This window comes from Nocardioides aequoreus, from assembly GCF_000720335.1.
In the GTDB taxonomy this organism is placed as follows: Bacteria; Actinomycetota; Actinomycetes; order Propionibacteriales; family Nocardioidaceae; genus Marmoricola; species Marmoricola aequoreus.
In genome coordinates this window covers 63810-77778 of record NZ_JOJN01000019.1, presented here as the reverse complement: position 1 = coordinate 77778, position 13969 = coordinate 63810, and the positions used below count along the sequence as shown (strand labels likewise).

The window sequence follows — 13969 nt, the reverse complement described above, 5'->3', positions numbered from 1 at the left end:
ATCTACCTCTCAGACGCCGCACGCGCCGCGACCTACGCCGACTGGCTCCACTTCTACAATCACCACAGACCCCACACCGGCATCGAAGGTCTCGTCCCTCCGACCGCATTCACAACGTCACGGGGAACTACACCTAGCCCTCGAAGCGGTAGCCCATGCCGCGGACCGTGGAGATCGCGGTGGCGCCGAACTTCTTGCGCAGGTAGCCGACGTAGACGTCGACCACGTTGGAGCCGGGGTCGAAGTCGTAACCCCACACGAAGGAGAGCAGCTGCTCGCGCGAGAGCACCTGCCCGGGGTTGAGCAGGAAGATCTCGGCCATCCGGAACTCGCGGGCCGAGAGGTCGACGACGTTGCCGCCGACGGTGGCCTGCCGGGTGCGGAGGTCGAGGCTGACGGTGCCGACGGTGAGCACGTCCTCGCGGGCGCCGCCCTGGTCGTTGCTCTGCCGCAGGCGCAGCCGGACGCGGGCCAGCAGCTCGGCGAAGCGGAAGGGCTTGGCCATGTAGTCGTCGGCGCCGCCCTCGAGGGCGGAGACGGTGTCGGTGACGCTGTCGCGGGCGGTGAGCACGATGACCGGCAGCGAGGAGCCCTGCGCGCGCATCTGCCGGAGCACCTCGAAGCCGTCGAGGCCCGGCAGCCCGATGTCGAGCACGACCAGGTCGAAGTCGCCGGTGAGGGCGAAGTCGAGGCCGGTGTGGCCGTCGCCGGCGACGGTCGTGGCGAAGCCGTCGGCCGCGAGTCCCTTGGCGAGGAAGGAGGAGATCCGCTGCTCGTCCTCGACGATCAGGACCCGTGCCATGCGTTGCTCCCTTGCTCGGTGGACAGCTCGATGACGAAACGTGCGCCCCCTCCGGGGCCGTCCTCGACCCAGACGCGTCCGTCGTGGGCCTCGGCGATCGCGCGCACGATCGAGAGCCCGAGCCCGAAGCCCTCGTCGCCCTCCGGCACGTGGGCGCGCCCGAAGCGGTCGAAGATGCGCTCGCGCGCCTCGGGCTCGACGCCCTGCCCGGTGTCGGTGACGGTGAGCCGGACGGTGCCGCCCCCCACGCCATGGTGCACCGTACCGGCCAACGTGATCCTGTCGCCTGCGCTGGTGTGCTTGACGGCGTTGTCGCACAGCTGCAGCAGGGCCTGGGTGATGCGCTGCTCGTCGACGAGCGCGGAGAGGCTCTCGGGGGGCAGCTCGCCCAGCCGCCAGTCGCGGGCGGCGGAGAGAGCGCCCGCCTTGCGGTGCACCTGCTCGAGCAGCCCGGTCAGGCTCGTGGGTGCACGGCGCACGAAGTCGGGACGGTCGGACTTGGCGAGCAGGATCAGCTCGTCGACCAGCCGCGACATCCGGTCGACCTCGTCGAGCAGCAGGTCGGTCGTCTCCTCGACCTCCCGAGCGTCGGTGGGGTCGACGAGCTCGAGGTGCCCGCGCAGCACCGTGAGCGGCGTACGCAGCTCGTGGCCGGCGTCGTCGAGGAACTGGCGCTGCGAGACGAAGCCCTGCTGCAGCCGGTCGAGCATGGCGTTGTAGGTGTGCGTGAGCCGGCCGATGTCGTCGCTGGTTGCCACCGGCAGGCGCCTCGAGAGGTCGGTGGCGTTGATCTCCTCGGCGTTGGCGTGCAGCGCGCGGAGCGGCTTGAGCAGGCGGCCGGCCTGGAACCACGCGAGGGCCACGATGCCGAGCAGGAGCAGCAGCGAGACCCCGGCGTAGGTCTGCATAGTCTGGGTCAGCTCGTCGCGCTCGGCGTCGAGGTAGCTGACGACCACCATGGCGTCGGCGCGGTCGCCGGTGGTGCTGGTGAGCGGCTGCACGGTGAGCAGGTAGTCGCCGATGCCGCTCACCGAGCGGCGCGCCGAGCCGCCCTCGGGCAGCAGCTCGCGCACCGCGGGTCGGAAGCCGTCGTCGCCGAGCGTGGCCTCGCCGAGCGGGTGCCCGGTGGTGAGCTTGGCGTCGTCGCTCCACCAGCCCACGAAGAGCTCGTCGTCGTCGGGCACGTTGCGGGTCAGGAAGACCTCGAGCAGCTCCTCCGCGCTGTCGTACGCCGGGGGCCCGGGGTTGCTCGAGTCCGCCCTGCTCTCGGGGTACTGCAGCCGGAAGAGCTCCTGGGTCTCCTGGGCGATGTTGTCGTAGACGTCGTGCTGCACCGCGCGTGACTCCAGCGTCCAGACCAGCAGGCCGCTCGCCGCCAGGGTCCAGCCCGTCAGCACCGCCACCGAGAGCGCGATGCGGGTGCGCACCGAGACCCTCGAGAGCCGGTCGCGCCACCAGCGCGGGTGCCAGGGCCGCCGCGCACCAGGCACGGTGGTGTCGTCCGGCGACGGGGAGGGTGACGGCTCGTCCGACGGGCCCTGGCTGGGCTCAGTCGTCGTCTCCGTCGTCGTCATCGTCGTCCCGGTCGTCATCGTCATCGTCGTCGTCATCGCGGTCGTCGTCATCATCATCGTCGACGACCGGCGTGGGGCGTGGCGTGACGACCTCGACCCTGTCGTCTCCCGAGCCGCTGCCGCCGCCGGCCTGCTGCGAGCCACCCGAGCCCGAGCCGCCGGAGCCGGAGCCGCCGGAGCCGCTGCCGGAGCCGTTGCCGGAGCCGCTCGAACCCGAGCGACCGGTGCCACTCGTGCCGGCGCTCGTGCCGGAGCCGGTGCCCGTGCCACTGCTGGTGCCGCTCGTGCCACCGGCCGGGTCGCCGGCGGCCGCCTCGCGCGCGGCCCGCTCCCGGCGCTCCTGCCGCTCCTGGCGCTGCTGTCGCAGGGCCTCGCGGCGCTCGCGCCGCTCCTGCTTCGCGCGGGCCACCTGGTCGACGGTGCTGGTGTCGGCGTCGTCCTGGTCGGTGGAGGTCTCGTCGACGACGATCTGCTGCGTCGGCGCGGGAGTGTCGTACGCCGACAGCGTGCCGACGGCGAAGGCGATCACGGGCAGCAGCAGGACCGCGGCGGCTCCGAGGGCGAGCTTGGACGTGCGACTCATGGCAGCAGCCTGCGCCCTCCGGGTGGCCGGCAGATGAGAGGTCGATGAGAGATCTCTCATGTGGGCCGACGCCCTAGGGTGAGGCTCACCAGCCAGTGAGGGGAGTCATACCCGATGATCGTGCCGTTCTCCGTCCGCGACTTCCTCGACCGCGCGCTCGCGGTCTACGCCGACCGCGTCGGCGTCGTGGACGAGCCCGACCAGCCCGCCCCCAGCCTGGGGGAGCTGACCTACGCCCGCGTCGGCGAGCTCGCCCGGGCCCAGGCCGCCAAGCTCGACCAGCTCGGCATCGGCGTCGGCGAGCGCGTCGCCTACGTCTCGCACAACTCCGCGCGGCTCGGCACGGCCTTTTTCGGCGTGTGCGGGTGGGGCCGGGTGCTGGTGCCCATCAACTTCCGGCTCTCCGCCGAGGAGGTCGCCTACATCGTCGAGCACTCCGGCGCGCGGGTGCTGTACGTCGACCCCGAGCTCGACGAGGCGCTCGCGGGCGTCGAGTGCGAGCACCGCTTCGTGATCGGCGACGACGAGCAGATGTACGCCGAGGGCGTCGAGCCCGAGCCGTGGGAGCCCGACGAGAGCGCGACGGCCACGATCAACTACACCTCGGGCACGACCGCGCGGCCCAAGGGCGTGCAGATCACCCACCGCAACATCTGGACCAACGCGGTCACCTTCGGGCTGCACACCGGTGCGACCGACCGCGACGTCTACCTGCACACGCTGCCGATGTTCCACGCCAACGGCTGGGGCTGGCCCTTCGTGGCCACGGGACTCGGCATCCCGCAGGTGGTGCTGCGCAAGGTCGACGGCGCGGAGATCCTGCGCCGCGTCGAGCGGTACGGCGTCACGGTGATGTGCGCGGCCCCGGCGGTCGTCGCCGCCGTGCTGGAGGCGGCCGAGAGCTGGGAGGGCGAGATCCCGGGCCGTGACCGGGTGCGCATCATCGTCGCCGGAGCCCCGCCCCCGACCAAGACGGTGGCGCGGGTCGAGGCCGAGCTCGGCTGGGAGTTCATCCAGATCTACGGGCTCACCGAGACCTCGCCGCTGCTCACCGTCAACCGCTCCCGCTCCGAGTGGGACGACCTCGAGCCCGAGCAGCGCGCGAGCCGGCTGGTCCGGGCGGGGCAGCCGGCCCTCGGCGTACGCCTGCAGCTCTCGGAAGGCCAGGAGGTGCTCGCCCGCTCCAACGTCGTCCTGGAGGGCTACTGGGAGCAGCCCGAGGAGTCGGCGGCCGCGCTCGAGGGCGGCTGGTTCCACACCGGCGACGGCGGCGAGATCGGCGACGACGGCTACCTGACGATCTCCGACCGCAAGAAGGACGTCATCATCACCGGCGGGGAGAACGTCTCGTCGATCGAGGTCGAGGACGCGATCTTCTCCCACCCCGACGTGGCCGAGGTCGCCGTGATCGGCGTGCCCGACGACAAGTGGGGCGAGACCATCAAGGCGCTGGTGGTGCGCACCGAGGGCTCGACGCTGACCGAGCAGGAGCTGATCGACCACGTGAAGTCGAAGGTCGCGCGCTACAAGGCGCCGTCGTCGGTGGAGTTCCGTGACGTCCTCGCGCGCACGGCCACGGGCAAGCTGCAGAAGTTCAAGCTGCGTGCGCCCTACTGGGAGGGACGCGACCGCCAGGTCAACTAGCCTTCGGCGCATGCCGCGCCTGGGAGAGATCACCGACCTGCTGGAGCAGTGGTACCCGCCGCACACGGCCGACTCGTGGGACGCGGTCGGGCTGGTGCTCGGCGACCCCGTCGACGACGTACGCCGGGTGCTGCTGGCCGTCGACCCGACGGCCGCCGTGGTCGACGAGGCGGTGCTGCACGACGCCGACCTGCTGGTGACCCACCACCCGCTCTTCCTCAAGGCGGTGCACGGCATCGCCGCCACCGACCCGAAGGGGCGGGTCGCCCACCGGCTGCTGGGCAACGGCTGCGCGCTCTACACCGCCCACACCAACGCCGACTCGCCCACCGGCGGCGTCTCGGAGTCGCTGGCGCTCGCGCTGGGGCTGCGCGACTTACGACCCCTGGAGCCCGACAGCAAGCCGCCGCTCGACGCGCTGGTCGCCTACGTGCCGCGCCAGGACGCCGAGCGGGTGCGGGCGGCGCTCGCGGGGTCGGGCGCCGGGCGGCTCGGTGACTACGAGGCGGCGAGCTTCAGCACCCCGGGGGAGGGACGCTTCCGGCCGCTCGACGGCGCCGTGCCCGCCATCGGCGAGGTCGGCAAGGCCGAGGTCGTGGCCGAGGAGCGCATCGAGGTGGTGGTGCCGCGCGGGCTGCGCACGCAGGTGGTGGCGGCGCTGCTCGACGTGCACCCGTACGAGGAGCCGGCGTACCAGGTCTTCGAGGTCGCCCCCGACGACGAGCCCGACCGCGGGTCGGGTCGCGTCGGCCGGCTGCCGGAGGCGGTGCCGCTGCGTGACTTCGCGGCGCTGGTGGCCCGCACGCTGCCGGCGACGGCGCACGGCGTCCGCGTGGCCGGGAACCCCGACCGGCTGGTCGAGCGGGTCGGCCTGTGCGGCGGTGCCGGCGACTTCCTGCTCGACCGCGCCAGGAGCGAGGGGGTCGACGTCTACCTGACCTCCGACCTGCGGCACCACCCCGCCTCGGAGCTGCGCGAGCACCCCGACGCCCCCGCGCTCGTCGACGTCGCGCACTGGGCGGCCGAGAGCACCTGGCTCCCGGTGCTCCGGGATCGGCTGCTCGGTGCGCTGGGCGATACGGTGGAGGTCAGGGTGAGCGAGGTCCCCACCGATCCATGGACCTTCCGCGCCTAGCCCCCCAACTCGATACCGGAGGAACCTGGTGCAGGCCGACCCATCCGCCCAGCAGCGACTGCTCGACGTGCAGGCGCTCGACACCCGCGCCGACACGCTGCGCCACCGCCTCGCCACGCTCCCCGAGGCCGAGAAGGTCCGTGACATCGCGCAGCGGCGGCAGCAGATGGAGGGCACGGTCCGCGACCTGCGCATCCTGGTCAGCGACCTCACCTCCGAGCAGCGCCGCGCCGACGCCGACGTCGAGCAGGTGCGCACCCGCCAGCAGCGCGACCAGGGCATGGTCGACTCCGGGCAGATCTCCGACCCCAAGGCGCTGGAGCGGATGCTCGGCGAGCTGCAGTCGCTGCGGCGTCGCATCGGCGACCTCGAGGACGTCGAGCTCGAGGTGATGGAGCGGCTGGAGTCGGCCGAGACCGACCTCGCCGCCCGGCAGGCCGACCTCGACGCGCTCGCCGACGACGAGCAGCAGCTGCGCAGCGAGCTCGCGCAGGTGCAGGAGGCCGTCAGCGCCGAGCTCGCGGAGACCGAGCGCGCCCGCGCGCCGCTGGCGGCCGAGCTGCCGGCGGACCTGCTGGCGCTCTACGAGCGGCTGCGCACCAGCAAGGGCGGCACCGGGGCGGCCCTGCTGCGTCGCCGCGAGTGCGAGGGCTGCCGCCTCACGCTCAACGCCGCCGACCTCGCCGTCATCGCCGCCACCCCGCCGGAGACCGTCGTCCGCTGCGAGGAGTGCGACCGGATCCTGGTGCGCACCGAGGAGTCCGGCCTGTGAGCTCGCGCGGGTGGGGTCCTCCGGCGGATCCCACCACGCTGGTGCTGGTGCGCCACGGCGTCACCGACCACACCGTGCACAAGCGCTTCTCCGGCGGGCTGGCCAGCAGCAACCCGCCGCTCACGGAGGAGGGCCGCGCCCAGGCCCGGGCCACGGGGGAGTGGCTGCAGCCGCTGGCGGGCGACCTGACCCGCATCGTCAGCTCGCCGGTGCGTCGTACGCGTGAGACCGCGGAGGAGCTCGCCGCGCTGCTCTCGCTGGAGGTCTCGGTCGAGCCGGGCGTGGCCGAGATGGAGTTCGGCTCCTGGGACGGCCTCACCTACGCCGAGGTGCACGAGCGCTTCCCCGACGACCTCTCCTCGTGGCTCGGCGACCTCGACTCCGCCCCGCACGGCGGAGAGTCGCTGCGCGCCGTGCAGGCGCGGGTGCTCGAGGGACGCGACCGGCTGCTCGCCGCCCACGCCAGCGAGACGCTGGTGGTGGTCTCGCACGTGACCCCCATCAAGGTGCTCGTCGCCGACGCCGTCGGCGCCACGCTCGACGCGGCTTACCGCATGGAGCTGGCGCCCGCGTCGGTCACCGTGCTCTCCTACTTCGCGACGCCCGACGGCGACGTCCACCCGCAGATGCGCCTCTTCAACGCCCGCCCGACCGGTCCCGTGTAGGCCGGCCGCGGTCAGAGGTCGGTGACGACGACGTCGAGGCGGGTGCCGGACCGGGTCGGGGTGTCGACCTCGACGCGCCAGCCGAGGTCGGAGAGCAGGGTCGCGAGCGCCTCCGGCGTCGCGGCGACCTCGCCGTGCTCGAGCAGGGCACGCACGAGACGACCCTTGGTGGCCTTGTTGAAGTGGCTGACGACCGAGCGCCTGCCTGCGCGCTCCTGGAGCACGCGGAGCGTCGCCACGCGGGGCGCGAGGTCGGGGCCGGGGCGCCAGAAGGCGGCGTACGTCGTGGAGCGCAGGTCGACGACGAGCCCACGGCCCGCCGCCTCGCGGGCGACGGGGTCGAGCGCCCCGCGCCAGTGGGCCGCGACGCCGCCGAGCGCCGGGAGCGTGACGTCGCCGGAGAGCCGGTAGGCCGGCACCCGGTCGCCGGGCCGCAGCAGCCCGAAGACCGAGCTGGTCACGGCGAGCCACCGGGTGGCGCGGCGACGGGCGGCCGCGTCGAGCGAGGCGAGGTCGAGGTGGTCGTAGAGGACGCCGGTGTAGAGGGCGTCGGCCCGCACGGTCGGGGCGTCGCGCAGCGCGGCGTTGCGGAGCACCTCCTCGGTCTGGGTCGGGCCGAGGCCGAGGACCTCGGCGGCCCGGGTGGGGTCGCCGTCGCAGAGCGAGACCAGCGCGTCGACCACCTCGTCACGGGCGTCGGTGAGTCCCGGGAAGGAGAGCGAGGCCAGGTCGAGCGGCTTGCCGCGGCGGGGGACGGACTTGCCCTCGGAGGGCGGCAGCAGGACCAGCACGCGGGCCAGCGTAGGAGGGCCTATCCTTGCCGGAGCGGACGGGCTGGCCGGGCGACCGCGGCGCACCCCTCGGGGAGCGTCGAGGAAGGTCCGGACTCCACAGGACGAGGTGGTGGGCAACACCCACCCGGGGTGACCCGCGGGATCAGTGCCACAGAGAACAGACCGCCACGCCGCGAGGCGCGGCAAGGGTGAAACGGTGGTGCAAGAGACCACCAGCGCCACGGGCGACCGTGGCGGCTAGGCAAACCCCACCTGGAGCAAGACCAGACAGCGAGCGCTCGAGGGTGGTCCGCCCGAGCTCGCGGGTAGGTCGCACGACGGGGTCGGCAACGGCCCTGCTGAGATGGATGGTCGCCAACCGGGACGGTCGCGAGGCCCCCGGCGAACAGGATCCGGCCTATGAGCCAGCCCGTCCGCACTCCGGGCCCGCCGAGAGGTCACTCCCTGACCGCCGAGAGGTCACTCCCTGACGTCCGAGGGGTCACTCCCTGACAGGGTCGCGCGCCAGTGACGTCTCGGCGGTCAGGCAGTGACGTGTCGGCGGTCAGGGAGTGACGTCTCGGCGGTCAGGCAGTGACGTCTCGGCGGTCAGGGAGTGACGTGTCGGCGGTCAGGCGGCCGAGGGGAGCGTGACCACGAAGGTGCTGCCCTCGCCTAGGGCGGAGTCGAGGCTGATGCTGCCGCCGTGCCGGTCGACGATGCGGCGCACGATGGTCAGTCCGAGACCGGTGCCGGGCTGGGCCACGGCCAGCGGGTTGGTCGAGCGGAAGAACTCGGTGAAGAGCCCGGCCTGGTCCTCCTCCGAGATGCCCAGGCCCTCGTCGCGCACGGTCAGGGCGACGGTGCCGCCCTGGTCGGTCAGGGCGATGTCGATGGCGCGGTGCTCGGGGGTGTACTTCACGGCGTTGGTCATGAGGTTGTGCACGATCTTGTCGAGCTCGTCGGGCTCGCCGAGGGCCAGCACCGGCACCTCGGGAGCCTCGAAGGTGACGCGGAGGCCCTTGGCGACGATCGCCGTCGACGACATCGCCATCGCCTCGGCGACGAGCTCGGCCAGGTCGACGGCGGACGGCGAGAGCGGGCGCGCGGGGTCGAGCTGGCGCAGGAAGAGCAGGTCCTCGATCACCCGCGACATCCGCTGGGAGGCGCGCCCGATGGCGGTCAGCGACCCGCGGGCGTCGTCGGAGACGACGATCTCGCCCGTGGTGAGCATCTCGAGGTGGCCCTGCACGGTGGTCAGCGGGCTCTTGAGCTCGTGGGAGACCGTCGAGATCAGCTGGCTCTTGTACTCGTCGAGCGCCTTGAGCTCGGTGACGAGCGCGTGCTCGCGCTCGAAGGTGCGGGCGTTGAGGGCGGCGCGGCCGAGGTCGTGGCCGATGTCGAGCAGCGCGGCGCACTCGATGTCGGTCCACGCCCGCGCCTGCGGCCCACGGACCAGCACGAGGCTGCCCATGCACTCCGGGCCGGCACCGAGCGGCACGAAGACCAGCGACTGCATCCCCATCTGCACGAGCAGGCGGACGACGTGGTCGTGGTGGTCCTGCGACATCTTCGTCGGCACCGGCTCGTGGGTGCCGACGATCATCACGGTCTGCTGGTGCCAGCAGTAGTGCGCCGCCCGCTGCGCGAAGTCGACGATCTCGGGCGGCAGCGCGAGCCGCAGCGCCTCGGGGAGGTACTCCGCGACGCCCTGCTCCTCGTCGACCGTCTTGATCCACAGCTGCTGCGCGTCGAAGCCCTCGAGCAGGGTGCGCTCGCTGGCCTGCAGCAGCCCCTCGAGGCTGAGCTGGGCGCTGGTGCTGCGCACGATCGACTTGACCGTCTCGGCCATCGCCACCTGCTCGGCGAGCGACTCACGCTCGAGGGCCGTCAGCACGGCGCGCGAGGCCAGCTCGGCGAAGCGCTCCAGCACCCGCCGGGCCTCCAGGCCGGGCCGCCTGCCGTCGTGGGGGGAGTCGATCGCGAGGGTGCCGCGGAGCTCGCCCTCGGCGTCGTAGAGGGGGGCGACGAGCATGTCCATCGGGTGCCAGGCGTCAGGGGCGTCGGCCACGGGGTAGTCGGGCACCACCCAGCCGAGCTCCTTGCCGCCGGAGAGCTCGTGGGGGACGAAGCGCAGCGCGCCCCAGGTCTCGGCGACGGCGAGCTCCTCGAGCATCAGCGCGAGCGGGATCCGGCTGCCGACCTCCTCGGGGAGCTCGGTGTCGACGATCAGCTCGAGCTCCTCGCCACGGCGGATCCGGATCGCGGCCACCCCGAAGCCCGCCACGGCGACGATGCCGTCGGCGATGAGCTGCAGGCTGTCGAGCAGCTGGTCCGCGAGCATGCGGCCTCCACCTGTCGACACCGCGATCGCCCTGGTCTCGAGCTGCGCGCCGGTCATGATCCCCCCTCGACTCCATTATCGGCGGGGCGACCGGACGGGGGGAGCGATTCGTCGAATTGGTTGAAAACGGACACCTTGACGACTCCGCCCGGTGCGCGACAGGTGGGCCAGCCGGTGCTCGGGACCGCCTCAGGCGAGCCGGGTGATCTGCACGTCGACGAACATCCGCGACGTGCCGGAGCCGGAGAAGACGCCCGAGAGCGGCTTGACGTCGCCGTAGTCACGGCCGGTGGCGGTGACGACGTGGCGGTCGCCGGGCTCCGTGGCGTTGGTGGGGTCGTAGCCGCGCCAGGCGTCGTCCCACCACTCGACCCAGGCGTGCGACTCGCCCTTGGCGGCGACGCCCACCTCGGGATCGACCTTGGGGTGCAGGTAGCCGGAGACGTAGCGGGCCGGGATGCCCACCGAGCGCAGTGCCCCGATGGTGATGTGGGCCATGTCCTGGCACACGCCGGTACGACGCTCCCAGCTGTGGGCGGCGTACGCGTCGACCGAGGTCGACCCCGAGACGTACTTGACCTCGTCGTAGACCAGCGCGCAGATCGCGGCGGCGGCGTCGGTGGGCGAGCTGGAGGCCTCGGCCAGCTCGCGGGCGCGCCGGGCGAGGTCGTCGGCGGGTGCGACGCGGTCGGAGAGCGTGAGGTGCTCGGTGTGCTGGTCGGACGACGCGGGCGAGCGCAGCTCCTCCCAGGACAGCACCGGCTCACCCGCGGGGGAGCGGTCGGTGTGCACGGTGGCGGTGCCGACGACCGTCAGGGAGGTGTGCGGGTCGAGCACCTCGAAGGCGGTGACCTGCGACCCCCAGTAGTCGCGGTAGGTGTAGGTCCACGGCGTGGGGTGCACCTCCACGCGGTTGTGGACGACGATCTGGCCGGGTCCGGTGAGCGGGGTGAGGCGGGCCTCGTTGAAGGAGGAGTTGGCCTTGCCGTCGTACTCGAAGCCGGTGGTGTGCACGATGCGCAGCTGCATGGTCATGCCCTCACCCCGTGCCACTCGGTGGCCTCGGCGCCGGCGAAGTAGCGGCGCGTGATCGCGTCGGTCGCCAGCGCGCAGGTGCGCTGGAGCCGCTCCATCTCGCTGGGCAGCTCGGCGACGAAGTCGGAGAGCGAGCGGTACTCCAGCTCGGCGCGGGTGCGGCCGAGCAGCCGCTGCGCCTCGTTCTGCACCCCGGCCCGGGTGCCACCGGACTCCACCCGCTCCAGGCAGCGCTCGGCCTCGGTGAGCCCGAAGACCACCGAGCGGGGGAAGAGCCGGTCGAGCAGCAGGAACTCGGCCGCACCGCGCTCGGTCTCCAGGCCCCGGTAGGTGCGCAGGAAGGCCTCGTAGGCGCCGCAGGCCCGCAGCGAGGTGCCCCAGGCGGACCCGGAGGTCAGGGCCGCGGTGGCCACCAGCCGGGAGGTCATGTCGGCCCGCTCGATCGAGCGGCCGAGCACCAGGAACTGGTAGCCCTCGTCGCGGGTCATGGTCGCCTCGGCGATGCCGTTGATCTGGGCCGCGCGGTCGCGCACCCAGCGGAAGGCGACCGGAGGTCGCATCGAGCGGAAGTGGCCCGAGGGGATCGCCCGCCAGGTGGTGTTCATCGCCTCCCACATCGAGGTCGAGAGGGTCTCGCGCGCCCGTCGGGCGCTCTCGCGCGCGGCGGCGAGCGTCGCGGCGATCGAGGCCGGCGACTCGATGTCGTAGGCCAGCACCTTGAGCATCTCCGCGGAGGTGATGGCCTCGCCCTCGAACTGCTCGACGCCCATGATCGAGAGCAGGCTGCGGCAGGTGGTCTCCTCGTCGACCCCGGGATCCTCGAGGATCAGCTGGGTCTGCACGTCGAGGATGCGGGCGGTGTCCTCGGCACGCTCGACGTAGCGGCCGATCCAGAAGAGCGACTCGGCGATGCGGCTCAGCATGCGGGGGCTCCCTCGGACTCGGCGGGACGGGTCACCGTGGGACGGGTCGCGGCGGGACGGGTCTCGACAGGCTCGACCGACAGGTGTGGCTCGACCGGCAGGTGCGGCTCGACCGGCTGCTGTTGCTGTTGCTGCTGCTGTTGCTGGTCGTGCTGGGAGGAGAAGGAGTCGAGGGCGGGCCCGGTGTCCTGCGGGGTGGCGTGGACGGCGACCCGCTCGGGCTCCGTGCGTACGACGGGGCGCCCACCGCTGCCGGCCAGCACCCAGGTGTCCTTCGAGCCCCCGCCGCGGGAGGAGTTGACGATGAGCTCGCCCTCCCCGAGCGCGACGCGGGTGAGACCTCCGGGGAGCACCCAGACCCGGTTGCCGTCGTTGACGGCGAAGGGTCGCAGGTCGACGTGCCGCGGGCGCATCACGCCGTCGACGTACGTCGGCACGGTCGAGAGCTGCACCACCGGCTGCGCGATCCACGCCCGCGGGTCGTGCAGCACCTTGGTGCGCAGCTCGTCGAGCTCGGCGCGCGTGGCGTGCGGGCCGATCACGATGCCCTTGCCGCCCGACCCGTCGACCGGCTTGAGGACCAGCTCGTCGAGGCGGTCCATGACCTCCTCGCGGTGGTCGGCGTCGCCGAGCCGCCAGGTGTCGACGTTGCGGAGCACCGGCTCCTCGCCGAGGTAGTAGCGCACCAGGTCGGGCAGGTAGGTGTAGATCAGCTTGTCGTCGGCCACCCCGTTGCCCACGGCGTTGGCGATGGTGACGTTGCCCGCGCGGGCGGCGTTGAGCAGGCCCGAGCACCCCAGGAGCGAGGAGCTGCGGAAGTGCACCGGGTCGAGGAACTCGTCGTCGACGCGGCGGTAGATCACGTGCACCGGCTCCAGGCCCTGGGTGGTGCGCATCATGACGCGGCCGCGCCGGCACTCCAGGTCGCGGCCCTCCACGAGCTCGACGCCCATGGTGCGGGCCAGCAGGGCGTGCTCGAAGTAGGCGCCGTTGAAGACGCCCGGCGTGAGCACCACGACGTTGGGGTCGGTGACGCCCGCCGGGGCCGCGGCCCGCAGCGCGGTCAGCAGCTTCTGCGGGTAGCCGGCAACGGGGCGGATCCGGTGGTCGGCGAAGACCTCCGGGAGCGCGGCGGCGATGGCGCGCCGGTTGGTCATGACGTAGGAGACCCCCGAGGGCACGCGCACGTTGTCCTCGAGCACGCGGAACTCGCCGTCGTCGTCACGGATCAGGTCGATGCCGCTGACGTGCACACGCACGCCGTTGGGCGGCTCGATGCCGGCGGCCGCCCGGTGGAAGTGGGACGACGTGGTGACCACCCCGCGCGGCACGACGCCGTCGGCGAGCACCTCGCCCGCGTCGTAGATGTCGGCCAGGAAGCGCTCCAGGGTCTGGACCCGCTGCTGGACGCCGCGCTCGACGGTGCCCCACGCGTCCATCTCGATCACCCGCGGCAGCACGTCGAGCGGGAAGGCCCGCTCCTCGCCGCCGATGTCGAAGGTCACGCCCTGGTCGAGGTAGCTCGAGGCGAGTGCCTCGACGCGCGTCTGCAGCTCGGCGGGCCCCATCTCCTGGATCGACGGGTGCACCTGGCGGTACGGCGTCCGGAGCGCCTCGCCGTCGTACATCTCGTCGTAGGCAGGGCCGGTGTGCGAACCGTAGTCCTCGAAGATGCCGGTCACGCACGCGACCCTAGCGAGTGACCGACCTCTCAGGGAC

General features: G+C 72.7%; 12 protein-coding genes, 1 other RNA gene and 1 pseudogene. 6 read left to right on the top strand and 8 right to left on the bottom strand.

Features of this window, described 5'->3' with window-relative positions; all coding sequences use genetic code 11:
* A pseudogene (locus tag IG63_RS23730) lies at window positions 1–137 on the top strand (IS481 family transposase); the annotation flags it as partial.
* Here the strand turns inward: IG63_RS23730 and IG63_RS0119545 are convergent.
* The 3 genes from IG63_RS0119545 to IG63_RS23140 are packed head-to-tail and all read right to left on the bottom strand — an operon-like array spanning window position 134 to window position 2959.
* Complete coding sequence (locus tag IG63_RS0119545) at window positions 134–802, bottom strand: response regulator transcription factor (protein WP_030486022.1); 669 nt, start codon at window positions 800–802, stop codon at window positions 134–136. The pseudogene IG63_RS23730 and the gene IG63_RS0119545 overlap by 4 nt on opposite strands.
* A complete protein-coding gene (locus IG63_RS0119540) occupies window positions 787–2292 on the bottom strand; it encodes a sensor histidine kinase (protein ID WP_169741836.1) in 1506 nt (501 codons plus the stop codon). Before IG63_RS0119540 ends, IG63_RS0119545 begins: the two co-directional genes overlap by 16 nt.
* Window positions 2293–2350: 58 nt before the next feature.
* Window positions 2351–2959 (bottom strand): hypothetical protein, encoded by a 609-nt coding sequence (locus IG63_RS23140; RefSeq protein ID WP_030486020.1) that lies wholly within the window; start codon window positions 2957–2959, stop codon window positions 2351–2353.
* 114 nt (window positions 2960–3073) lie between these two features.
* Between IG63_RS23140 and IG63_RS0119530 the strand changes: the two genes are divergently transcribed.
* Genes IG63_RS0119530 through IG63_RS0119515 form a run of 4 tightly spaced genes read left to right on the top strand, consistent with a single transcriptional unit; the run spans window position 3074 to window position 7175 of the window.
* Window positions 3074–4603 carry an AMP-binding protein gene (locus IG63_RS0119530; protein WP_030486019.1) on the top strand — a complete coding sequence of 510 codons (1530 nt, stop codon included), beginning with the start codon at window positions 3074–3076 and terminating at the stop codon, window positions 4601–4603.
* A 10-nt stretch (window positions 4604–4613) separates the two neighbouring features.
* Entirely contained in the window at window positions 4614–5738 is a 1125-nt protein-coding gene (locus IG63_RS0119525) for a Nif3-like dinuclear metal center hexameric protein (protein WP_030486018.1), read from the top strand.
* 28 nt (window positions 5739–5766) lie between these two features.
* Entirely contained in the window at window positions 5767–6510 is a 744-nt protein-coding gene (locus IG63_RS23725) for a zinc ribbon domain-containing protein (protein ID WP_030486017.1), read from the top strand.
* Window positions 6507–7175: a histidine phosphatase family protein gene (locus IG63_RS0119515; protein WP_051707299.1), complete on the top strand. Its 669-nt coding sequence runs from the start codon at window positions 6507–6509 to the stop codon at window positions 7173–7175. Before IG63_RS23725 ends, IG63_RS0119515 begins: the two co-directional genes overlap by 4 nt.
* A gap of 11 nt (window positions 7176–7186) precedes the next feature.
* Here IG63_RS0119515 and yaaA read toward each other — a convergent pair whose 3' ends face one another.
* Window positions 7187–7966, bottom strand: coding sequence for a peroxide stress protein YaaA (gene yaaA, locus IG63_RS0119510; protein ID WP_030486015.1), 780 nt, complete (start codon window positions 7964–7966; stop codon window positions 7187–7189).
* A 39-nt stretch (window positions 7967–8005) separates the two neighbouring features.
* Here yaaA and rnpB point away from each other — a divergent pair.
* Window positions 8006–8385: RNase P RNA component class A (rnpB, locus tag IG63_RS21875), an RNA gene on the top strand.
* Between the two features lie 194 nt (window positions 8386–8579).
* Here the strand turns inward: rnpB and IG63_RS21870 are convergent.
* The 4 genes from IG63_RS21870 to IG63_RS0119490 form a co-directional block, all read right to left on the bottom strand.
* Window positions 8580–10349: a sensor histidine kinase gene (locus IG63_RS21870; protein WP_030486014.1), complete on the bottom strand. Its 1770-nt coding sequence runs from the start codon at window positions 10347–10349 to the stop codon at window positions 8580–8582.
* A gap of 132 nt (window positions 10350–10481) precedes the next feature.
* Window positions 10482–11327: a transglutaminase family protein gene (locus IG63_RS0119500; RefSeq protein WP_030486013.1), complete on the bottom strand. Its 846-nt coding sequence runs from the start codon at window positions 11325–11327 to the stop codon at window positions 10482–10484.
* Entirely contained in the window at window positions 11324–12250 is a 927-nt protein-coding gene (locus tag IG63_RS0119495) for an alpha-E domain-containing protein (protein WP_030486012.1), read from the bottom strand. Before IG63_RS0119495 ends, IG63_RS0119500 begins: the two co-directional genes overlap by 4 nt.
* Entirely contained in the window at window positions 12244–13932 is a 1689-nt protein-coding gene (locus tag IG63_RS0119490) for a circularly permuted type 2 ATP-grasp protein (protein ID WP_245604521.1), read from the bottom strand. The genes IG63_RS0119495 and IG63_RS0119490 overlap by 7 nt, the downstream gene beginning before the upstream one ends.
* Window positions 13933–13969: the final 37 nt, after the last annotated feature.

What these genes read in the sequence shown, in the direction of transcription:
- IG63_RS0119500 (WP_030486013.1), bottom strand. Translation starts at nt 11,327, where the DNA reads ATGACCATGCAGCTGCGCATCGTGCACACCACCGGCTTCGAGTACGAC.
- IG63_RS21870 (WP_030486014.1), bottom strand. Translation starts at nt 10,349, where the DNA reads ATGACCGGCGCGCAGCTCGAGACCAGGGCGATCGCGGTGTCGACAGGT.
- IG63_RS0119525 (WP_030486018.1), top strand. Translation starts at nt 4,614, where the DNA reads ATGCCGCGCCTGGGAGAGATCACCGACCTGCTGGAGCAGTGGTACCCG.
- IG63_RS0119545 (WP_030486022.1), bottom strand. Translation starts at nt 802, where the DNA reads ATGGCACGGGTCCTGATCGTCGAGGACGAGCAGCGGATCTCCTCCTTC.
- IG63_RS23140 (WP_030486020.1), bottom strand. Translation starts at nt 2,959, where the DNA reads ATGAGTCGCACGTCCAAGCTCGCCCTCGGAGCCGCCGCGGTCCTGCTG.
- IG63_RS0119530 (WP_030486019.1), top strand. Translation starts at nt 3,074, where the DNA reads ATGATCGTGCCGTTCTCCGTCCGCGACTTCCTCGACCGCGCGCTCGCG.
- IG63_RS0119495 (WP_030486012.1), bottom strand. Translation starts at nt 12,250, where the DNA reads ATGCTGAGCCGCATCGCCGAGTCGCTCTTCTGGATCGGCCGCTACGTC.